Below are 20699 nucleotides of genomic sequence, written 5' to 3' on the forward strand. Positions count from 1 at the left end.
CCCCGGTGGCAGTTCTGGCCGTGGTTTCAACGTGAATAGGCTACGAGCTTGGACTCCTAAAGGACGCCATAGCAAGTGTGGGCGAAAACATAAGCGCTTACTCGGCTTGGTTTGCGAGCTGGCCTTACAGGTTTTATCCAATCCTCGCGGTCATCCTTGTCTACCTCGTAGCAGCTACTCACAGGCACTACGGTCTGATGTTGAAGGCCGAGTACAGGACCAGAAAGGAGGGTAAAGTGCTCCGCGACGGCGCCCAGCCGATGATGACCACCGAGGTCGATGTTGGAATGTCTATAAGGGGCAAGGAAAGCGTCTGGGTATTCATACTACCCGTCCTGGCACTGGTTCTTATGACTTCCTCGGCCTGTGGATCACTGGAAGTGGAAGTGCTGCCTATGCAGAGGGAGGATTCCAGGAGTTTCTGTCGAATGCAGACTCGACGTGGGCCCTCGTATGGGGGTTCGCTCTCAATGGTCATAGTTGCAATGGCGCTCGTCTTGGCCATGAAGAGAATGACCCTTGAGGATGTCGAGCACACCTTGGTCACGGGAATGAAGCAGATGCATTTTGCCATGATGATACTCATCCTCTCGTGGAGCATCAAGAGCGCCTGCGACGCCGTTGGAACTGCTGACTACATAGTCGGGGTGGCCTCAAACGTGCTCTCCCCTGGACTGATTCCCTTAGTCGTCTTTGTGGTGGTGGCGTTCATATCGTTCACGACAGGAACGAGCTGGGGAACCTTCTCGATAATGATGCCTATAGCGGTTCCGCTCTCCTACCAGCTCAGCGGAAGCTTTGGCCGATTGTTTACGCCAGCATTGCCTCAGTCTTTGCAGGGGGAGTATTTGGCGACCACGGCTCCCCCATCAGTGACACAACCATCATGAGCTCGATGTTCTCTGGCTGCGACCATATCGACCATGTGAACACTCAGATACCCTACGCCTTCACTTTGGGTGTTGTTGGTGCAGTGATGCTTCTGCTCTTCGCCGCCGGACTAAGGAACGGCTGGGTGCTACTGGCGATAGCGGTGCTCCTTCTTGGGGTGCTTCACCTTGTCCTCAGCGAGTGGTACGGCAGACAGGCGGGTATCCCACACGGCAAAGTTCCCATCTACATCGTAGAGGAAAGCTGATTTTCCATTTCTTTTTGTGTATGCAGTTGTTGACGGGTTCTAAACCGACGGTTTAAGAAATCCTTTTTTTGGGCCTTAATCAATAAAATGGTGGGTGAGTCATCGTGAAAACAAAGAGCTGGGAAGTTGAACTCATCCATCCATGGGAGAGCCTTGAAGTAATCTTGAGTGAGCCGGAGAAAACACTTCCGTTCTTCCCTTACTTTGAAAGCATTGAGGGAGACACCGTTCGGTTCAAGGTGCCGCGCTTCATCTTTGACTTTGGCTATGAGTTTAAGCTCGCGGTCGGCTTCCAGAAGAGAAAAGCGATATACACTTTCACTGGGGACAGGGGCATACTCACCGTCACGTTCGAGATGACAGGGAGCAGGCTTAGGGTGACGGCCAGCTGGTCCGGATTTGGAGAGGTGTTTATGGGTAAGCCCCTCGAAACTTTTGCCAAAGGCATAGCCAAGGCAATACAGGACTTTTGCAGTGCCCAGGCGGCCTGTCCAGTGATGACGATAACCGAGGAAAAAGGAATCGTGGAACACGTAACCCCTGAGACAGCCCCGGCTCTTATAAAAAGGATTTCATGGGAGCTGAAAGGGAAGGACTTCATCTTGGAGGGTATCTCAGGGGATGGGACGGTCCTATCGGCCATGGTGAGGGATGAACACCTCGTTGAACTCAAGGTTAAAGAGAAGGAAGGAAGGGAGACGATCATACAGGCGGAAGTGCCGGTTTTGGAGCTTACACCTGAGCTCTTTGAGGGCTTACCACTGAAAGAAAAGTTTGAGATAAAAGTAAAGCGGATTTAAACTTTCTCTTCTTTTAGGACTTCTTCAAGTGCCCTCTTCAGCTCGTCGTAGGCCTCTTCCAGTGATTCAGGGATGACCTTCGTATTGGCTATAACCGGCATGAAATTTGTGTCGCCGTTCCACCTCGGCACGATGTGGAAGTGCACGTGGTCATCTATGCCTGCCCCTGCAACGCGGCCAATGTTCACGCCCATGTTGAACCCATCGGGGCTCATAGCCTTCCTCAGGGCTCTTATCATGAGCTGGGAGAGCTTCATGATCTCAAGGAGTTCTTCGTCCGTTAGTTCCTCCCACTTTCCGACGTGACGGTAGGGGGCTATCATAACGTGACCGGGGTTGTAAGGGTAGTTGTTCATTATTATGAAGCTGTGCTTTCCGCGGTAGAGTATGAGCCTCTCCCTGTCGCGTTTCTCCTTCGGGAAGTCGCAGAATATGCATCCGTCGTATTTAGATGAGCGTATGTACTCTATCCTCCAAGGTGCCCAGAGCACTTTCATTCTCTCACCCCCAGTGGGAGAAACGGGGCGGAGTTAAAAGCTTTTTTGAACAATCTGAAATACCTTTCGAGGTTCAGAAACATCTGACAAAGCTTTTAACGGTTGGCCACCAACCACCTCTGGTGATAGACGTGAAGAGGAAGGGACTTCTGATAATCCTCGATGGCCTCGGAGACAGGCCGATCAAAGAGTTCGGCGGAAAGACCCCGCTTGAGTACGCTGATACACCGAACATGGACAGGCTCGCCAAGATGGGAATCCTTGGCCAGCAGGACCCGATAAAGCCGGGCCAGCCAGCCGGCAGCGACACCGCTCACCTCTCGATATTCGGCTACGATCCATACAAGGTCTACCGCGGCAGGGGCTTCCTCGAGGCGCTGGGAGTCGGCCTCGACCTTGATGAGGACGACCTCGCCTTCAGGGTTAACTTCGCCACTATCGAGAACGGCATCATCACCGACAGGAGGGCCGGAAGAATAAGCACGGAGGAAGCCCACGAGCTCGCCAAGGCCATTCAGGAGAACGTCAAACTGCCTGTTGAATTCATCTTCGTTGGGGCGACCGGCCACAGGGCCGTTCTGGTGCTCAGGGGCATGGCCGCCGGCTATAGAGTCGGCGAGAACGACCCCCACGAGGCCGGAAAGCCGCCTCATGAGTTCACCTACGAGGACGATGCGAGCAAGAAGGTGGCAGAAATCCTCGAGGAGTTCGTGAGGCAGGCCCACGAGGTTCTCGAAAAGCACCCGATAAACGAGAAGAGGAAGAAGGAGGGCAAGCCGGTAGCGAACTACCTCCTTGTCAGGGGCGCGGGAACTTATCCGGACATACCGATGAAGTTCACCGAGCAGTGGAAGGTTAAGGCTGCTGCAGTCGTCGCCGTTTCCCTCGTCAAGGGCGTCGCAAGGGCGATAGGCTTTGACATATACACGCCCGAAGGGGCGACCGGGGAATACAATACCGATGCGATGGCCAAAGCCAAGAAGGTCGTTGAACTCCTCAAGGACTACGACTTCGTGTTCCTCCACTTCAAACCTACCGATGCTGCCGGCCACGATAACAACCCGAAGCTCAAGGCTCAAATGGTAGAGAAGGCCGACGAGATGATAGGATACATTATTGACAACATCGACTTCGAGGAGGTTGTTATAGCAATAACCGGCGACCACTCAACTCCATGCGAGGTTATGAATCATAGCGGCGACCCGGTTCCGCTCCTCATCGCCGGCGGTGGCGTCAGGGCCGACCATACTGAGGCCTTCGGTGAGCGCGAGTGCATGCGCGGTGGAATAGGCAGGGTGAAGGGTCACGACATAGTGTCTATGATGATGGATCTCATGAACCGCTCCGAGAAGTTCGGAGCCTGAACTCTTCTCCCCTTTTTCTTCCGTATCGCTTGAAATGAATTTCATTTTAACGTTCAAATGAAAAACTTAATAAGATTCCAGGACGAATACCCAAAATAGGTGATGGTGTGAAGAGAGTTCCGGTTTTTAACGACCTCAAAAGGATCGGAAGTGACAGGGTCACTGCTATAGGCATAGGTACGTGGGGCATCGGCGGCTACGAGAGCCCTGATTACTCGCGAGATAAGGAGAGCATCGAAGCCCTCAAGCATGGTCTCGAGCTGGGTATCAATCTCATTGACACGGCGGAGTTCTACGGTGCCGGCCACAGCGAGGAGCTAGTGAGAGAAGCGATAAGGGAGTTTGAGCGGGACGATATGTTTATCATCAGCAAAGTATGGCCGACGCACTTCGGATACGAAAGCGCGAAGAAGGCCGCCAGAGCGAGCGCCAAGAGACTCGGCACCCACATAGACCTCTACCTCCTCCACTGGCCAAGCAGCAGCTTTGAGAAAATCAGGGAGACGCTTCACGCCTTGGAGGAGCTCGTTGATGAAGGATTAATTTGCTACATAGGAGTGAGCAACTTCGACCTTGAACTTCTCAAGCACTCCCAGGAAGTCATGAAAAAGTACGAGATAGTTGCTAACGAGGTGAAGTACTCCCTCAGAGACCGCTGGCCAGAGACAAGCGGCCTTCTCGACTATATGAAGAAAGAAACGATTGCCCTGATAGCATATACGCCACTCGAGAAGGGTTCCCTCGCGAGGAACGAGTGCCTGGCAAAAATCGGTGAGAGATACGGCAAAACCGCCGCTCAGGTCGCACTGAACTACCTCGTCGGGGAGGATAACGTCGTAGCCATCCCGAAGGCCGGGAGTAAAGACCACCTTGAAGAGAACTTTGGAGCCATGGGCTGGAGGCTCTCGAAAGAAGACCGTGAAAAGGTCCGGAGGTGCGTCTGATGTATGGCTACCACAACAGGATAGCACGGGTGAACCTGAGCAGAGGTAAGGTAACCTACGAGAAGCTTGACGACGAGACGATCAGGAGGTTCATAGGAGGAAAGGGGCTTGGCTACTACATCATCTACCGTGAGGTTCCGCCGGGAACCGATCCGCTCAGCCCGGCGAACAAGCTTGTCTTCGCTCCAGGAGGAATGACGGGCTTAGTTCCGGGCTCGAGTAAGGTCATAGCCATGAGCAAGAGCCCAGAGACTGGGTTAATAAGCGACTCCAGCGGTGGAGACGCCTTCGGGCCCAAGCTCAAGGGCCACTTCGACGCCCTGATAATCGAGGGGAAGGCAGAGAAGCCAGTATATCTCTATATCCATGATGGTGAGGTCGAGATAATAGACGCCGAAGACCTGTGGGGCAGAGGGACTTACGAAGTTGCTAAGGAAATCTGGAAGGAGCACCCAAAGGCCAGCATGGCCATGATAGGGCCCGCTGGAGAAAAAACTGCCAGGATAGCGAACATAATCTATGACACCGAGAGGGCCAGTGGAAGGGGCGGTCTTGGCGCGGTTCTTGGAAGCAAGAAGGTTAAGGCAGTCGTTGTGGAGCCGGGCCAGAAACCGAATGTTGCTCATCCGGAAGAGTTTCAGCGGCTCTGGAAGGAGTTCTACAGTGAGTTCGCCACTAATCCGAAGTACGGGCACACGAGGAACTACGGAACCACCGATGCCCTCAGGAGCTCGGCGAGCCTCGGCATGAGTCCTGCCTACAACTTCTCGAGGCCTTACATCCCGGACGAGCTGGCGAGCAAATTAGCGGGCGACGAGGTCAAGAAGTATGAGATAGAGCCGGAATGGTTCGTGCACGGCAAGAGTTGTCCGATAAAGTGCGCTCGCTACGTCGAGGTAGAATACAAAGGAAGGAAGATACGCGTCAAGCCCGAATACGAGAGCATAGCCATGCTCGGAGCAGCAACGGGAGTCTTCAACTTCCAGGCTGTTGCGTACTTCAACTGGCTTGCCAACAATCTCGGGCTGGACAGTATAGCGGCCGGAGCTACAATAGCGTGGCTTTTCGAGATGGTCGAGAGGGGCCTAATCGGCGAGAACGAGATAGGCTTCCCCGTTAAAGGCTGGGGTGACGAAGAGGCCGAAGAGAAGATCCTCAAGCTCATGGCCGAGAGGAAGGGCATCGGTGCGATCCTTGCCGATGGAGTAAAGCGTGCCTGCGAAAGGCTCGGAAGGGGCTGCGAGTTTGCAGTCCACGTCAAGGGCATGGAGTCACCGGCCTGGGACCCGCGTGGAAGGAGGACCTACGCCCTGAGCTACGCTACAGCCGACGTCGGAGCGAGCCACCTGAGGGGCTGGCCGAGGCCGCATCAGCTGCCCAACCAGGGGCCAGCTAAGGAGCTCGTGCCGTCCCTTATCGAGGGCAGGGATGAGAGCTACATCACCGACATGCTCGGCGTCTGTAAGTTCATACCCTACAAGATGGAAGACCTAGCGAGGCTCTACAGCATCGTCACTGGCGAGGAGTGGACGGTCGAGAGGCTGAGGAAAGTTGCCCAAGCGGTGGAGAGCATCGCCAGAATCCACGACGCCCTTGACTGGATCACGCCGCCGTACGACGATACCATACCGCCGCGCTGGTGGGAGCCCGAGCCTGAGGGGCCAGCGGAAGGCAACGCGGCGTTTATAGACTACAGCGACTTCCTTGAGGCGAGGAGAGAGTTCTATAGGCTCCGGGGCTGGCATGAAGAGCTTGGGGTTCCACTGCCGGAGACCATGAAGGAACTAGGCTATCCTGAGTTCAATGACGATGCTGGGAGGGCTTTGGAGGTCGTAAAGAAGAGAATGGGGCTTTGACGCCCCTCACTTTTCCGTTGTATTCCACACCCTCCCGCATTCCGATATTACTCTCTGGACGATGCCCTCTTCTGCCGGCTCAAACTTAACGACGCTCCAGTCGGTCGTGTTTATGACGACGCGGTAGTAGGTTCCATTGACGGAGTAACACGTTGAGCCGATGCATTTAATCGTGTAATTGGCGTAGACTATGGCCGTTGCCGTTCCGTTGGGCCAGGCGCAAAGAGTGATCCCTCTACACCGCCAATCTGGGTTCTGTTGGTAGCAGTGGTCAAGGGCCATGGAGGCTATCTTATTTTGGAAAATCACGTAAGCGGGAAGGGAGGTTTCTTGAGTACTATCTGTGGTTGGGTGTCTCCAGAACAGCCCTATGACTGTTACTAGTAGCATCAAGAAAAAAATGAAGAGAGCAAATGCATAATGTCGTTTTGAGTGTCTCATCCAACCTTCACCTGGACATTATTTGGATTTTTAATTAGGTATAATGGCTTATCCATCTTTGTGAAATGCTCTATCAGGTCATTCGGGATCCCAAGCAATTTTCCGTATTTTGCTAGTCCTTCTGGGGTAATTACATACAATTCAACGGATTGGCCTTTATATGACATTTTCTCTATGATTACCTTTCCGTGATACTTTGTGGGCACTTGCACCTTTACCCAGTCTATCCCCTCTGGAAGCATGCCCTTTTGGGACAATCTGCTGGTTGTCAGGCTCACCGGGTACTTAGGGATTGATGCTATGCTAATTGGCCTAGGATAGTCTGGATAGTCACCCATTATGTCCCACATTATAGTACTGTCTGGATTGTCATTTACTTTGCTTATCAGCTTTATCTCAAAGAGCGGATCGCTTTTCGGTACTTCAACTTCAAATTTGAAATAGGTATGGGTCTCAGTTGGACCGCCACCAAAAAATGAACAAAAATCCCATCTAACATCCCAATAAGTAGTGTCGGGATGGCTCGTCGAACTTACTCCTCTAGCAAGATCATACATTAGTTGACCAATGTCTTTTGCAGTTGTCACATATGAATTGAGGAGGTCTAATGCTACACTTAGTGAATCATATGCAACCTGTTTAACCAAAGTGTAGTTATGATCTCCATTCCAAGGATCTGCGCCAGCATAGCTTAGACTTTTAGGGTCAGAAAGAATGGCCATATACTTACTGCCACCAATTTTTTGGATTATATACTCTCCGTTACATATCGGTAATGGTTCTCCATAAGTGGCAGTGGATTTGGCTGAAGTTGATGCAACAAAGATATATCTGGGATTTATACCTTCCTGTGGGGGTATATACCACTGAAGTTGGAGATTTCCGGAGTTATATATTTTGTACGTGATAGTATGACCCCAATTAGTTGCTGTGGCATACTTTATATATACCCAATTTTCATTGACATATACTGCTGCATTTACATTTTTTGATATTGTTCCAATCATTAGCAGTCCTAAAAGGACTGCCAACATATGCTTCCATCTCATGCAGTTCTCCTCCAAGGGGTTTTCATGACACCTATGCATGTTTTGATATATAAGCTTTTTCTTTTACCATTAGTAAAGCTTCTTTCTTTTTTTTCGGGTATAAATTTATTTAGAGTTGGGTTTTGCGATGGAGCTGGGTCAAAAGAAAGAAGAGTAATCGAGTAAGCTAGTGAATACATCGGAACAAAAATCGAAAGGTTATCCCTTCAAAAACACCTCTACAAGGTTCCTCGTCTCTTTGAATGCCTCGAGCGGGATTCCCTTCGGCAGGCCGCCGATCTCTCCCTTGACGTCCTTGAGGACGCCTTCACCGGCGCCGAGGAACATCCCCTCGCTGACTATTCCGCGGAAGTTCGCCGGCGGGAGCAGGGCAACGGCAACGCGGTTACCCTCCTTAACGGTGAGGTCGTTGGTGACCACAGTTATTGCCCTCTCTCCGATGTTGACGTTCGTAACCAAAAGCCTGTCCGCGTTGGGGTGCTTCCCGACGCTCATGACCTCTCCGACCTTTATGTCCACCGCTATGACCGGATCGTTTATTTTGCCGAGAGCCAAGCGCCCTTCGAGGCCCAGTATAGTGTTCAGGAAGAACCTTATCTTCGCGATGGCCTCCTCAACCTTCTCGCGCTCGCTCTTGTCGGCCAGACTGAGGAACTTGTGGTGCCAGTCGTCTCCACCAAGAGCCTCGATTATGCCGTTGGCCTTCTCCTTCAGAGCCTGCATCTGCGGAGTCTCTATGAGTTCCTTCGGCTCGACGTAGGAGTATCTCATCGCCTGTATCTCGGGAATCATCTCCTTTGCCAGCTGAATGGCCCTCTTCTTGTCCCACTTCCCCTTGAACTTGGCTCCTTCAATCGTCTTCAGAAAGAGCTCCACCGATTTCTCCGCCACAAGCAGGCGATAGTCCTTGCTCGTATCCCACATCTTCTTCACCCTCCAGAGCTTTCAGAACGCGGTTCTTAACGCTTTCGTCCATTATACCCTCGGCTATCGAGCGGGCCTTAGCTTTGTCGTCCCAGCGCGCGTAGGCCATTGCTATCTTCCCAAGGAGCTCCGAAGCACGCTTGTTGTCTCCAATAATCCCTGCGAGAACCAGCGGCTCCTCAAGGAGCCCTATGCGGAGGAGCCTATAAGCAACGCGCTCAAGCTCCACATCAGTTGGTCTGAACTTGCCCACAAAGATTATCTCGAGAGCATCTTCAAAGACCCTTTTTCCAAGTCTTGGCTGCTCGTGAAGGAAAAGCCAGTAGGAGAGCTCCAGCATTGAGATCGCCCTGCTCTCAAGGGGCAGGAAGCGCATGGTTTCTATCGCCAGTTCGACCTCTCCCCTCTCGAGGAGCTCCTCAACGGCGACCTTGCCGCGCTTGAGGACGTCCCTTACGAGCTCTATTTTTTCCTCGAGATGTTTCGCCTGGAGCCTGAACCAGATGGACGAGTAAACATCTCTCGCCAGCTCGTAGAACTCGATGGCCATCGGATTAGGAATCTCATTCGCGCTCTTCTCCATGAGCCTTGCTATCCTTATCAACGATGAGATCGCGGCAGAGGACAGTCCCCTCGAGGTCTGAAGGAGCTCGACGGCTCTTTTAAAAAGCTCCAAGGCGTCTTTGTATCTATCGGAAAGGACGAGGTTCCTCGCTATCCCTGCGAAGACTTCCCCCCTTATCCTCGGGGAGCCTATGGAGTTTGTCAGTGTGAGGGCCCGTTCGAAGTAAGCTTCGGCGCCTCTGTCCTTGTTGAGGGTGTAGAGGGCCCTACCGAGGAGCGAGTAGGCCAGTGCCCTCTCTGGAGTAGCGCTTATGGATTCCAGGGTGTCAAGCATGTTGGCAAGGACTTCGTCCCTTGGAAAAGCTGTCAGAACCTCCGTGAGAGCAATGAGTCTCTTTATTGGAGTATCTATCCTCAACGCGCTCTTGAGGGCACCTTTGTAATCCTCCTTCGATATGCGAAGCTCCACCACCTCCGCCACAAGAACCACCGACCGCTAAAAGATGTGGAACCAAAGTAAAAAAGAGTATCGCTAACCCTTTACTTTTTTGTCCCACTGCTCCAGCATCATGTCAAGAGCCAGAAGACTGTTTAGCCTGAGCCTTACCCTCCTTTTCTCCCAGTCTATCGAGCCGTTGAACTCGTTGAGAAGGTCGAAGACCTTTTCAGCTTCCTTCCGTGGAAGGTTTCCCCCGTAGAATTCATCCCCGCAGGTTGGACACTTGAAGACGAAGCTCTCAAAGGCCCCCATAAAGCGCTCCTTGTCCTTGAAAATGGCCTGAGCGTCATCTATAGGGAGCATCTGCTCGATGAGCTCGGCCCAGTTTAAGGTTGTCCCACAGAGTGGACATTTAGCCAATTTAATCACCTTAGATTCACTGATAAAATGACTATTTTAAATGTTTCCTAGCACATTTTACCACTTGGAATATCACGAGGTATATTTGGACACTACAAGGACATCTCTAAAATTAATAAATATAAAGAGAATAAAAGAGAACTAGAAAATACTCATCTTCTGATGTACCAGACGCTCTTGGGATTTGGTTTTATATAGACTACTATATCCACTCTTGGGGCTGATTTTACAGTTATATGTTGTCCATTAAAGTAGAATGACCCACTAAGTTTCTGCCTCAGTACTCCATACTTGATATTTTTGTAACTTGCACTCATAGTAACTGCTAGGTACATGTAAAAGGACTCACCCCATGCGGGAGGGTCTGGGAAGAACCTTATGTTACGCTTGAAGTCATAGAAGTGAAAGTCCACGTAATCATTGGGGTTTAATGTGTGGGTATCTCCCCTAAAGTATATCCCATCGTTGGTATCTTTTGTGTATTCTCCATGGGCTGGTATCCTTAGAGTTTTTCCGGAGTCGACTTCAATCATGAGTGACTCAGAGTAGCTCGTTGTGGGCCCTATATGACCATCAGGCAAGAAATCGCCAAGAGTTTCATGGGTATATCCATTCCTATCAACGTGAAGGTTTAGTTCTTTGAGTGCCACATCCTTAGAGTTCATGTCCCCACGGATTTTAATCTTTGCATAATATTCTACTCTGTAATTGTCTACAAAGTAATAGTAGTACCATCCAGTCTGTTGTATTGTGCCAGTCCTTCCATTTCTTGTGACATGAGATGTCACATAATCTATTCTCCCAGCATATTCCCAATTAACTTTAGGTTCCACATTTAGAACATCCCCCGGCATTATGAGAGGCTCCTTGGCCAAGGTTGCAGTGATCTCATTGAACCTCTTTTGGAACTCTTGCCTGCTCATAGGAGTGCTCTTGTCCACAATATAATATGCGGGAAGGTAATATCCATTTTTGGTGGGTCTTAGTGATATACCTATGAAAGTAATGTTTTCAAGATTTCTGAGATCTACTTCAAGAGTGAGCCGTCCACGATATCTGGCAAGGAAGTTCATTGCCTCCAGTGACGCATCTTTTCCGGAAAAACTTTTGTCAAAACGATATTCTTAAAGTTCGTTGGGGGTTCTATTGATTCCATTGTCTTAGGAGATGCGGGCTCCTCTAAGGAGGCCGTAGCCATGCTGGATATTACTAACAGTCCTAACAGGATCCCCAACAATGGTTTCCACTTCAAGTTGACACCTCCTATAAAGGTTCTGCATTCTCACTTGGACAACTAACTCTTATAAACTTCTCCATTTACTATAAGTAAGTTTTCTTTGTTTTTTTCTGAGTATAAATTTTTTCAGAGTTTAGTTTTACAGGGAGAACAAACCAAAAGAAGCCCAAGTAAAAGAGTGGACACCTAGGTACATGTGCCCAATAGGGAAAACACATCCAATAAGCACTAAATGGAGTTACTCTCTTTTCCTCAAAAACTTCTCAATCTCCTTCAAAATCAGCTTTATGGCCTCGTCAAGGTTGGCCTTCCCGTTCGCTCCGGCGGCACCAGCGTGGCCGCCACCAGAGCCTTCTATAATCGGCCCGACCTTCTCCATGATTTTACCGAGGTGAAGGCCTTTCTTTACCAGGTTTTCTTTGGCCCTCGCAGAGATTCTGACGTCCTTCTTCTCACTTCCGACTATTGCTATATCGGCTCCAAGCTGGATGAATGTCTTGCAGGCGAGGGATTCATATGCTGAAACCTTTGACACCGCTATGATGTACTTTCTGAACTTCCTCAGCTCGAGTCTCTGGCAGGCCTTCAGCACGGCCATCCTCTTCGCTTGGTCAATGTTCTCGTCGCTGACGGGGGCAACCAGGTTGTATATCTCTCCCATCTGGATGGGAAACCTCTCCAGAATCTCGTTCATGGTCTTGAAGGTTTTGGCATTGGAGTAGCGGAATGTCGCGGTGTCGGTGACTATTCCCGCCAAGAGGGCCTTAGCTGAGGTCTCGTCATAAAAGCCGAGATATTTAAACAGCTCCCAGACGATTTCAGCGGTCGAAGTTCTTGAGGAATCAACAATCATTATATCAGCCCTTATTGGATTCTCCTTCTCGGCGTGGTGGTCTATCATGATTATGAACTTGTCCTTGGGAATTTCAATAGGTTCGAGCTGCTCAATTGAGGACGTGTCAAATATCACAACGACGTCCTCGCGAACCTGTGGATCCTTCTCGATGGGAACCGGGGAAAAGGTGAGTAGCCTTTTTGTGTAGGAGGAAACACTCTGAGCCACGCCGATTCTGACCTTCTCTATTCCAATTGATTTAAGGTAGAGGGCAAAGGCTATAGCGGAGCCAAGAGAATCCGGGTCTGCATTGTGATGACAGAGCAGGAGGAAGGATTTGTCCCCTGCATTCTCCATGAAACGCTTAAGCTTTATCTTTCCCCTCATCGGCTATCGCCCTCAGCCTCGTCTCCACTCTCTCGTAGGCTCTCTCCACGGCCTCATCTATGAGCTTATCAACGTCCACCTTCACAAAGATGGGAACCTCGAGATAGACTTCAATCTCCAGATCGAGGGTCTCCCCGCGGTTTATTCTCATCGTCACCTCTATGTCCTTGACCTCGCTCCGCGTGAGGTGGTCAAAGACGTAGTCTATTATCTTCTCCTGGGCAAGCTCGCCTATCTCTATGAGTTGCTCCTCGCTCAGCTCCGGAAGCCCAATGTGGATAACCCTTTTCCCACTGCTTCTCTCGTCCATCGCTATCACCTCAAAGGAAAGAGAAGAGGAATCAGCCAGCGGTCGGCCTGAGAGCGGCCTGAATCTTCTGGGTGAGCTCCTTGAGCTTCTCGTTGAGCTTCTTTTCCTGCCTCTCGAGGGCGTTGAGACGGACTTCGAGGGTTTCGACCTTCTCCTTCAGCTCCTCGAGGGCCTTGGCCTTGTCGGTCTCGACTATAAGCGTTCCCACGGTCTTGTAGATGACGGTTCCATCCTCAACCTTCTCGATTTCCTCCAGAGCCTTCTTTGCCTCGGTGAGCTCGAGCTGAACCTTCTGCTTCTGCTGGATGACAAGCTGGAGCTGCCCCTGGTAGCTCTCGAGCTGGCCCAACATAGCCTGAACCTGCGGCGGAATGTTCTGCATGACAAACACCTCCGTAATCGTAATGCCGGGTTAGAATAAGGGCGGGAGTTTAAGAATGTTGTGTCAGACTTCGAGAGAATCGATGGCCACCTTAATCCAGCGGAGGTAGGAGTTTAGGGTCCCCCTCAGGGCGGAGTTGTCCTTTGCCAGAAACCTGATTATCAGCCTGTTTCCTTCGAGGAGGAAATCGATCCTGCTCCTTCTGTAGGGAACGCTCTCGTGCTCGTAAAGGACACTCTCATAAACTACTCTGGCCGTCTCCTCGTTGGGGAGTTCCAGTTCAATCACTCCCTCGATTGGCCAGGCCTCTTCCTTATTCCCAGCGCCTCCTTGTAGTCCCATCTCCTGCCGTCCTCCATTATCCATATCTTGACGCTTATGAGCGGGCCGACGGCCCTCTCCTTCGTCACGTCGAGGCGGTAGAAGTTGACGGCCATTCCGCGCGGATGGCGTTCTATAACACCCAGAACGTCGGTGTTGTACCTGTCAGCGATTCCGAGGAGGCTCCTCTCCCTCCTTGGAACGAACTTGCCGCCCGTGAGCTCGGCAAATGCCTGGGCAAAGGCGACGTGATCAAGACCAACGCGCTTGGCTGTGGTTACTATGAAGGGCATTTCCTCGCGGATGGGCCTGACGTCCCTGAAACCAATCTCGCGCTGTAGCTTGATGCCGTGGAGGTAGAGGTAGCCGAGGTAGCCCCAGTCCTCCGGGTCGACCTTGATGAATGTCATCTTCAAGGGATTACCCTTCCAGACGTTGACTATCAAGAGCCTCTCGTAGTTCCTGTCATAGGCCTCCATCAGCAAGTCCTGGATAGTCTTCTTTCCCCGGGTCAAGTAAAGAGAGTTGGGGAACACCTTCTCCAGGTCGTGTCCGAAGCTCCTCGTCCTTCTCGTTGGTCTGTGTGAGGTCGTTATCAGCATCATGGCCCTCACTCAAAACTCTGTTGATTAAATAAAAGCCTTTCGAAATTCAAAAGAATCAGATCGCCTTGACACGCCTGGCCACTTTCGGCCTGGGCTTGTAAAGTATCTTGCTGCTGCAGTAGGGGCAGCGGACTTCCCTTGTGTTCTCGAGGTCAAGCTCGACCTCCTTTCCGCATTTCGCACAGCGGTAAACGGCCATCACCATAGCTACCACCTTAAACTAAGCAAAGGAAAGGGAATCAGGCCTTCGAAGAGGTAACCCTCTTCGCGACCTTTCCTGCTGGAGTAACTGGCAGGTAAGCGCCGCCAGCGAACGTTGCTCCGCACTTCTGGCACTGCCATATGCCGGTGCTTATCCTCCTGACGGCCTTCCTTCCGCAGACCGGGCAGACGTGCTTCTGCTTCATCTTGGCCTCAACGGCCGCGACCCTTCTCCTTATCTTGAGACCATACCTGGAACCGAACCTTCCAGCTGAGCCGACCTTAGTAGTCCTTCCCATGAGCATCACCCCTAAAGGCTACAATTTTCACGACTGAAGGGTTTTCCAGAGGACGTTTTATAAACCTTTGCATATACCTGGACACTCGGAGCGGGCTTGTCCCTAATAAACCTTTCGTGGGAAACTTTGCCCAGCAAAGTTTCATCAAAGATTGTGACCCCTATTATCCCTACAATGCTGAGTATGAGCGCAAATTAATTCTGAACACGGAGGTTGATTCCCTCGACACTTGTACGCCGTGGGATGTTCACAATTTTCTTTGACGCCCGTTGGGCGTCGGTCTTTTAGTGAACACCTAAAACTCCTGTGTGACCGAATTCAACTGGAAACCGGCTGTTTACGAGGCGCTTCTTTCGAGCTTCCCCTTTTCGAGAGAGTCACGAACTTTGATCAAACTTCAGCGTAGGACGAAGTTCTCCGTGTGTTGGAGCGAAGCTCCAACATTGCTTGGCAAAAGTTTGTATAGGGGGCCTTTGGGATTGTCGGCCCCCTGGGGGCTCCGAGGTCATCGCAACCCAATACTCCTCGGGCAGGAGGAAATGCGATAATAGTGATAAAAAGGTTGCTGAACAATAGAGCGTAGTCTTTTACTCTGATTTCTTTTCGTTCATTCTAAGAGTAAAACTTAACTATAAAAAAATTTATACTTTAAAAAAGAAAAAAAAGAAACTTACTTATAGTAAAAAGAAAAATTTATAAATGTAAGTTGTTTAAGTGATAGTACAGAAACTTATAGGAGGTGAGCAACTTGCGATGGAAGCCGCTGCTAGCAGTCCTGATAGGACTGCTTATGATTGGAGTGACGGCCAGAATTGGAATTGCTGGAGATTCCTACCTCCAGCAGAGGGATACGCCAAAGGAAACCATCTCGTTAGGTATTATACATACTATTTCTCCGGAACAGGCTGAGAAGTTGCTCAAGGAAGGACAGCTTATTTTAGTGGACTCCCATGGCCTTGAGGTGCTTAAAGATGCGAAACTTCTTCCATATATCATTAGATTTGGTAACGACACGGTATACGCAGTCAAGATTCTCCCTGGAGGAAGATTTTTTATATATGCTGCTCCAGAAGAATCTGTTGAAAATGACATAAAAAAGTTCAAAGAAGAGGCACTAACGGAGTTCAGGAAGGCTTATTTTGTTGAATATACGGTTCCAATAGAAATTCCCGTTGACTATTCCTGGAGGACAATGGCAAATGGAAAAGTTATCTCAAATTTTTCAGCAGAATCCGTTTCCACTTCAACGGATGCATATCTTGAGAGCAAGATAACCTGGACATCTGGTGATGAGTGGTATCCACGTGGTAGGTTACAGTTAATCTACTTGGTTTACAAGTTGGCGGACATGAATCCTGACTATGACTGGCGTGTCGTTGATATGCAGACGTATGTTTATGCCGGCCGTTATCTTTGGGGTTCAAAGCAGAACTCAAACAGGGTTCAAAAAATACAGCCTAACTCAGCGAGCATACTACCAATACGCAATTGGGAGTTCGAGAAGATCACAATCCAAGTCGACACAAGACCTGATGGGAATAGCGTCTTTTCGCTAGATTCATTTAAACCATCATATAATAATGTTGATTATTATAACGAAGAACATTCTCAGACACTTCAGTATACCCTGGGCAATGGGGGAGCAAGTGTCACGATTACCAACATACTTAAAGCCGTCAAAATCACCGTTGATAATATCGGGGAAAATTGGGTTCGCTGGACTTACAAATTTAACAGAGATCTCGGAGTTGGGGATGAATGGGTCAATGTAGAGCCAGGATACATGTTTTCGCTGAGAATTCCAAACAAACACGTCGAGGCTAGTCAGAAATTTACAATAACCGTCAATTGGGTCGATAACATACCTCTCTCTCCAGACATCCATGCATCAAATACCTTAGTCTATTATTGGGACTGGAGCATAAATTAGCATCCCTTTGGATTCATATTTTTGTTACAAGAGGATACTAGTGAATCGGTTGATTAGATGCATCCTATTTATCTTTTATCTTTATGATGCCAAAGCCTTATAACTCCACTCCCAACTTCAATTAGGTGTGAGGTATGCCCGGAACGATAAGCAAGATAATCCATTTCCAGGATGAAGAGGAGTTCCTTGAGGACATGATGGAGATAGTGGAGAGGTTCACGTATCTGGCGAGCCGCTACGGCCACAACGTCATAGAGGGTGTTCTTCTCTGGGACTACATAGGTATCCATGATGAGGGGGGAGTTAAGATATTCCGTGTTGGCGAGTTTCCCTACTTCGAGGGCACGCTGAAGCTCGACCTCGAGACGCTCAGGATAATGGAGCGCTACTTCGATGAAATGGAGAGCAAGTGGGACGAGCTCCGCGTGGAGGACATCGCCTACTTCGTGGAGATGCTGAACGAGGCTATTGGGAGGGAGATAGTCTTCTATGAGGCCTACGACCTTGGTCTCGACAGGAACACGGCCTATATAATACTCAACCTCCTGAACCTCCAGTACCTCGAGAGCGTCGTTGAAGGCACGGACAGGGAGATATTCGAAGAAGCTGTGGGGATGCTCATGGAGTACGTTTAATTCGTTAATTGTGCAAATATTGAATTATGTAATTATGTACTTGTAGAAAACAGGGGGGAGTTGCATGCTCTTCAAGAAGAGGGGCCTCTTCACTGAGGAGGATGCCCGGAAGGTCATAGAGATTGTCAGCAGGGAGAACGCGGGGGAAATCATAGTCATGTGCGAGGCCATTGAAGAGGCCGCCAAGAGGCGCCTCTGGGACTACGCGAGAGGAGTCCAGCTCATGGCCGACATGACGGGCGAAGATAGAAGCGTCCGCATTGAGATTCTCGAGGGCTATGTTAGCGAGCATGTGAAGGGAATCGACCTCGATGAGGTGTGAGCATGAAGCTCATAATGGCCGAGGTGTTCAACAGCTGGCAGGGGGAAGGGGGGAGCGTTGAGGGTTCTGCATTTGGACGGAGGCAGATATTTGTACGATTCGCAGGCTGTGACCTGAACTGCATTTGGTGTGACTCGAGGGAGTTCATAGATGCCTACAAGGTCTTGCATTGGCGCTACGAGGTCGAGCCTTTCACCGGAAAGTTCAAATACAAACCTAACCCGGCGAGCTTGGATGAGATAGTCGATGCCATCCTGTGGCTTGACACAGGGGATATACATTCCATAAGCTACACCGGCGGCGAGCCAACGCTTCAGGTCAGGCCGCTCAAGGCTCTCATGGAGGGGATGAACGAGCTCGGCTTTTCAAACTTCCTTGAGACCCACGGCGGCCTTCCAGAGCTGATTAAGGAAGTAGCTCATCTCACGGACTACGCCAGCGTGGACATAAAGGACGAAACGGCTAAGGCAACTGAAGACTGGAAATCTCTCGTTCTCCATGAGATAGAGAGCATAAGGATTCTGAAGGATGCTGGGGCAAAGACATACGCCAAGCTAGTGGTGACGAAGGACACAAAGATAGAGAACGTTCGCTGGTATGCCTCGCTCCTGAAAGGCCTAGCACCACTTGTGATCCAGCCGCGAGAACCCATTGACATCTCCCAGCCAAAACTGATGGAGTTCTACCGCGAGGCGGCTCTGATAATGGGTCGCAAGAACGTCGGGCTGAGCTTCCAGGTGCACAAGTATCTCAACGTCTTGTGAGGTGGTGGCATGAGAAAGGCCCTCGCGCTCGTGGGTTTTTCGGCGGTTTTTGTGCTTCTCTCCGCGTACACTCAGAACCCCAATCCAACAGCTCCTAGGTAAGCACTGTTCTATCTCTCGTCATTCTCATCATAGGCTCCTTCTACATCAACCGCGACGAGAGGGGAGATAAGATAGCCCCATGGGCAGGCTTGGCGCTGTCCCTTCTCCTCTTTCTGAACTACGGGAACCCGCTCTACCTGCTCGCCGGTCTTTTCCTCGGAATCGGTTTCCTCTGGAAATCGAAGCTCTCCGTAATTTCACTCGTTTTGGCAGGCTTTCTCCTCGGCTGGCTCGCCCTTCAGGAGGATGCATATCTCGCAAGAACCATCGGTACCTTTATCCTCGCAGCGAGTATAATCACGGGCGTCGCTTCGCTGTACTTTGTCCTCAAACCTAGGTGAGTTTTTAAGTCCGCTCGCGAACTTCAACTGGCGATGATGACATTGGCCTTTAGGGTGAGTGATGCCCGGGATCGACGGCCTGAGCCACAAAAACTTTTGACCTTCAGCCAGCTAGCACAGACGTTTGAGCGAGTCACGGAGGATTTCGCTCCGGAGGAAGAGGCCTTTGGTGCGATAAGGCGATTCCTGAAGGCCATTTCTGAGCCGTCAAATTTTTAAAGCTCCCTTATTTTAGTAACTAGCGGAAAGATTAAGGGGGTGGTGCCATGCCGGTCATCGAGGAGGTCGCCAAGGTATCCTTCGAGAGGGTCGGCATGCACTCCCACATAAGGGGTCTTGGCCTCGACGAGAACGGAAAGGCGAAGTTCATGGCCGACGGCATGGTGGGGCAGGTTAAAGCGAGAGAAGCGGCTGGAATTGCCGTCGAGCTCATCAAGCGCGGAAAGCTTGCCGGGAAGGGAATCCTCCTCGTTGGCCCAACCGGAAGCGGTAAGACGGCAATAGCCATGGGAATAGCGAGGGAACTCGGCGAGGATGTCCCCTTCGTCCAGATGGCCGGCAGCGAGATTTACTCCGCCGAGGTCAAGAAGACCGAGTTCCTGAAGCAGGCCCTCAGGAGAGCGATAGGCGTTAGAATCAGCGAGGAGAGGAAAGTTTACGAAGGTGAAGTCAAGGAAATTGAGGTCAGAAAGACAAGGCACCCGTTCAACCCCTACGTGGAGATTCCCGAGAGCGTGATAATAACCCTCCGCACGAAGGACGATGAGAAGACCATAAGGGCCGGCAGGGAGATAGCCTACCAGCTCCTGGAACTGGGCGTTGAAGAGGGCGACGTCATACAGATAGACGCTGAGACGGGCAGGATTTCAAAGCTCGGAACAGTTAAGGAAGAGGAAGGCCTCTTCTTCAAGAGGAGGGTCAACCTGCCGAGCGGCCCGGTGCTCAAGATAAAGGAGTTCACTTACACCATCACTCTCCATGACCTCGATGTTGCGAACGCGAGGGGCAACATCTTCGGACTGCTCTTTAGCTCTGGGGCAGAGATAAGCGACGAGATAAGGGAAAAGGTCGACGAGATGGTCAAGAAGTGGATAGAGGACGGAAAGGCCACCCTCGTCCCGGGAGTGCTCTTCATAGACGAGGTTCACATGCTCGACATAGAGGCCTTCTCCTTCCTGGCCAGGGCTATGGAGAGCGAGCTGGCACCGATTCTCATCTTGGCAACTAACCGCGGAAGGACGAAGATTAGAGGAACGGACATCGAGGCTCCGCATGGCATACCGATAGACATGCTCGACAGACTGCTCATCATCAACACCGAGCCCTACAAGAGGGACGAAATCCGGGAGATAGTCAAGATTCGTGCGAGGGAAGAAAAGATTGATATAAGCGAAGAGGCTATAGAATACCTCGCTGAGCTCGGCGAGGAGACCAGCCTGCGCTATGCCGTCCAGCTCCTGGCTCCAGCGAGCGTCATAGCGAAGGGCGGAAAGGTCGAGAGAGAGCACGTGGAAAAGGCTAAAGAGTACTTCGCGGACTTAAGGAGGAGCATAGAGTTCGTGGAAACGCTTGAGGGAATGCTGAAGTGATTC

Annotated in this window: 26 protein-coding genes; 12 read left to right on the forward strand and 14 right to left on the reverse strand. The window is 50.7% G+C overall.

What is annotated here, in order from left to right; all coding sequences use genetic code 11:
* Window positions 1-77 precede the first annotated feature (77 nt).
* From A7C91_RS11915 to A7C91_RS08215, 3 genes are all read left to right on the forward strand, one after another.
* Window positions 78-890 carry a Na+/H+ antiporter NhaC family protein gene (locus A7C91_RS11915; protein ID WP_267886223.1) on the forward strand — a complete coding sequence of 271 codons (813 nt, stop codon included), beginning with the start codon at window positions 78-80 and terminating at the stop codon, window positions 888-890.
* A complete protein-coding gene (locus A7C91_RS12200) occupies window positions 869-1138 on the forward strand; it encodes a Na+/H+ antiporter NhaC family protein (RefSeq protein ID WP_324609536.1) in 270 nt (89 codons plus the stop codon). Before A7C91_RS11915 ends, A7C91_RS12200 begins: the two co-directional genes overlap by 22 nt.
* A gap of 104 nt (window positions 1139-1242) precedes the next feature.
* Complete coding sequence (locus A7C91_RS08215) at window positions 1243-1938, forward strand: hypothetical protein (protein WP_068666526.1); 696 nt, start codon at window positions 1243-1245, stop codon at window positions 1936-1938.
* On the opposite strand, the gene A7C91_RS08220 is transcribed toward A7C91_RS08215, so the two are convergent.
* Window positions 1935-2435, reverse strand: a complete 501-nt coding sequence (locus tag A7C91_RS08220; RefSeq protein ID WP_068666528.1) for an HIT family protein — start codon at window positions 2433-2435, stop codon at window positions 1935-1937. The two genes, A7C91_RS08215 and A7C91_RS08220, sit on opposite strands and share 4 nt — an antisense overlap.
* A 131-nt stretch (window positions 2436-2566) precedes the next feature.
* Between A7C91_RS08220 and A7C91_RS08225 the strand changes: the two genes are divergently transcribed.
* The 3 genes from A7C91_RS08225 to A7C91_RS08235 all read left to right on the forward strand — a co-directional run bounded on the left by A7C91_RS08225 (window position 2567) and on the right by A7C91_RS08235 (window position 6599).
* On the forward strand, window positions 2567-3799 hold the full coding sequence (locus tag A7C91_RS08225) for a 2,3-bisphosphoglycerate-independent phosphoglycerate mutase (protein ID WP_068666530.1): 1233 nt from the start codon (window positions 2567-2569) through the stop codon (window positions 3797-3799).
* Window positions 3800-3906: 107 nt separating this feature from the next.
* Window positions 3907-4743 (forward strand): aldo/keto reductase, encoded by an 837-nt coding sequence (locus A7C91_RS08230; protein WP_068666532.1) that lies wholly within the window; start codon window positions 3907-3909, stop codon window positions 4741-4743.
* Window positions 4743-6599, forward strand: coding sequence for an aldehyde ferredoxin oxidoreductase family protein (locus A7C91_RS08235; protein ID WP_068666534.1), 1857 nt, complete (start codon window positions 4743-4745; stop codon window positions 6597-6599). The genes A7C91_RS08230 and A7C91_RS08235 overlap by 1 nt, the downstream gene beginning before the upstream one ends.
* A gap of 6 nt (window positions 6600-6605) precedes the next feature.
* Here A7C91_RS08235 and A7C91_RS08240 read toward each other — a convergent pair whose 3' ends face one another.
* The 13 genes from A7C91_RS08240 to A7C91_RS08305 all read right to left on the reverse strand — a co-directional run bounded on the left by A7C91_RS08240 (window position 6606) and on the right by A7C91_RS08305 (window position 15013).
* Window positions 6606-6989 carry a hypothetical protein gene (locus tag A7C91_RS08240; protein WP_199920010.1) on the reverse strand — a complete coding sequence of 128 codons (384 nt, stop codon included), beginning with the start codon at window positions 6987-6989 and terminating at the stop codon, window positions 6606-6608.
* Window positions 6990-7036: 47 nt separating this feature from the next.
* Window positions 7037-8089, reverse strand: coding sequence for a hypothetical protein (locus tag A7C91_RS08245; protein WP_068666537.1), 1053 nt, complete (start codon window positions 8087-8089; stop codon window positions 7037-7039).
* Window positions 8090-8287: 198 nt separating this feature from the next.
* Window positions 8288-9013 (reverse strand): tRNA-binding protein, encoded by a 726-nt coding sequence (locus A7C91_RS08250; protein ID WP_068666539.1) that lies wholly within the window; start codon window positions 9011-9013, stop codon window positions 8288-8290.
* Entirely contained in the window at window positions 8940-10046 is a 1107-nt protein-coding gene (locus A7C91_RS08255) for a tetratricopeptide repeat protein (RefSeq protein ID WP_234394348.1), read from the reverse strand. The genes A7C91_RS08250 and A7C91_RS08255 overlap by 74 nt, the downstream gene beginning before the upstream one ends.
* A gap of 63 nt (window positions 10047-10109) precedes the next feature.
* Window positions 10110-10436, reverse strand: a complete 327-nt coding sequence (locus A7C91_RS08260) for a hypothetical protein (protein WP_068666543.1) — start codon at window positions 10434-10436, stop codon at window positions 10110-10112.
* Between the two features lie 152 nt (window positions 10437-10588).
* On the reverse strand, window positions 10589-11509 hold the full coding sequence (locus A7C91_RS08265) for a hypothetical protein (RefSeq protein WP_068666545.1): 921 nt from the start codon (window positions 11507-11509) through the stop codon (window positions 10589-10591).
* A 402-nt stretch (window positions 11510-11911) separates the two neighbouring features.
* Complete coding sequence (locus A7C91_RS08275; protein WP_068666549.1) at window positions 11912-12895, reverse strand: DHH family phosphoesterase; 984 nt, start codon at window positions 12893-12895, stop codon at window positions 11912-11914.
* Window positions 12873-13205: a DUF3194 domain-containing protein gene (locus A7C91_RS08280; protein WP_068666550.1), complete on the reverse strand. Its 333-nt coding sequence runs from the start codon at window positions 13203-13205 to the stop codon at window positions 12873-12875. Before A7C91_RS08280 ends, A7C91_RS08275 begins: the two co-directional genes overlap by 23 nt.
* 31 nt (window positions 13206-13236) lie before the next feature.
* On the reverse strand, window positions 13237-13587 hold the full coding sequence (locus tag A7C91_RS08285; RefSeq protein ID WP_068666552.1) for a prefoldin subunit beta: 351 nt from the start codon (window positions 13585-13587) through the stop codon (window positions 13237-13239).
* 63 nt (window positions 13588-13650) lie between these two features.
* The gene (pcc1, locus tag A7C91_RS08290) at window positions 13651-13929 is read right to left on the reverse strand and encodes a KEOPS complex subunit Pcc1 (protein ID WP_068666554.1); all 279 of its coding nucleotides are present in this window, start codon (window positions 13927-13929) and stop codon (window positions 13651-13653) included.
* On the reverse strand, window positions 13872-14513 hold the full coding sequence (locus A7C91_RS08295; RefSeq protein WP_068666556.1) for a ribosomal biogenesis protein: 642 nt from the start codon (window positions 14511-14513) through the stop codon (window positions 13872-13874). The genes pcc1 and A7C91_RS08295 overlap by 58 nt, the downstream gene beginning before the upstream one ends.
* Window positions 14514-14568: 55 nt before the next feature.
* Window positions 14569-14718: a DNA-directed RNA polymerase subunit P gene (locus A7C91_RS08300; RefSeq protein WP_068666558.1), complete on the reverse strand. Its 150-nt coding sequence runs from the start codon at window positions 14716-14718 to the stop codon at window positions 14569-14571.
* A gap of 34 nt (window positions 14719-14752) precedes the next feature.
* Window positions 14753-15013: a 50S ribosomal protein L37ae gene (locus A7C91_RS08305; RefSeq protein ID WP_068666560.1), complete on the reverse strand. Its 261-nt coding sequence runs from the start codon at window positions 15011-15013 to the stop codon at window positions 14753-14755.
* A gap of 748 nt (window positions 15014-15761) precedes the next feature.
* Between A7C91_RS08305 and A7C91_RS08310 the strand changes: the two genes are divergently transcribed.
* The 6 genes from A7C91_RS08310 (at window position 15762) to A7C91_RS08340 (ending at window position 20696) form a co-directional block, all read left to right on the forward strand.
* Entirely contained in the window at window positions 15762-16943 is a 1182-nt protein-coding gene (locus A7C91_RS08310) for a hypothetical protein (protein ID WP_068666563.1), read from the forward strand.
* 134 nt (window positions 16944-17077) lie between these two features.
* Window positions 17078-17578 (forward strand): hypothetical protein, encoded by a 501-nt coding sequence (locus A7C91_RS08315; RefSeq protein WP_068666565.1) that lies wholly within the window; start codon window positions 17078-17080, stop codon window positions 17576-17578.
* Between the two features lie 64 nt (window positions 17579-17642).
* The gene (locus tag A7C91_RS08320) at window positions 17643-17900 is read left to right on the forward strand and encodes a hypothetical protein (protein ID WP_068666567.1); all 258 of its coding nucleotides are present in this window, start codon (window positions 17643-17645) and stop codon (window positions 17898-17900) included.
* Between the two features lie 2 nt (window positions 17901-17902).
* Window positions 17903-18664: a 7-carboxy-7-deazaguanine synthase QueE gene (locus tag A7C91_RS08325; protein WP_068666569.1), complete on the forward strand. Its 762-nt coding sequence runs from the start codon at window positions 17903-17905 to the stop codon at window positions 18662-18664.
* 191 nt (window positions 18665-18855) lie between these two features.
* Window positions 18856-19107 carry a hypothetical protein gene (locus A7C91_RS08330; protein ID WP_068666571.1) on the forward strand — a complete coding sequence of 84 codons (252 nt, stop codon included), beginning with the start codon at window positions 18856-18858 and terminating at the stop codon, window positions 19105-19107.
* A 266-nt stretch (window positions 19108-19373) separates the two neighbouring features.
* Window positions 19374-20696: a RuvB-like helicase gene (locus A7C91_RS08340; RefSeq protein WP_068666575.1), complete on the forward strand. Its 1323-nt coding sequence runs from the start codon at window positions 19374-19376 to the stop codon at window positions 20694-20696.
* Window positions 20697-20699: the final 3 nt, after the last annotated feature.

This window comes from Thermococcus piezophilus (genome assembly GCF_001647085.1).
GTDB classification, from domain to species: Archaea; Methanobacteriota_B; Thermococci; order Thermococcales; family Thermococcaceae; genus Thermococcus; species Thermococcus piezophilus.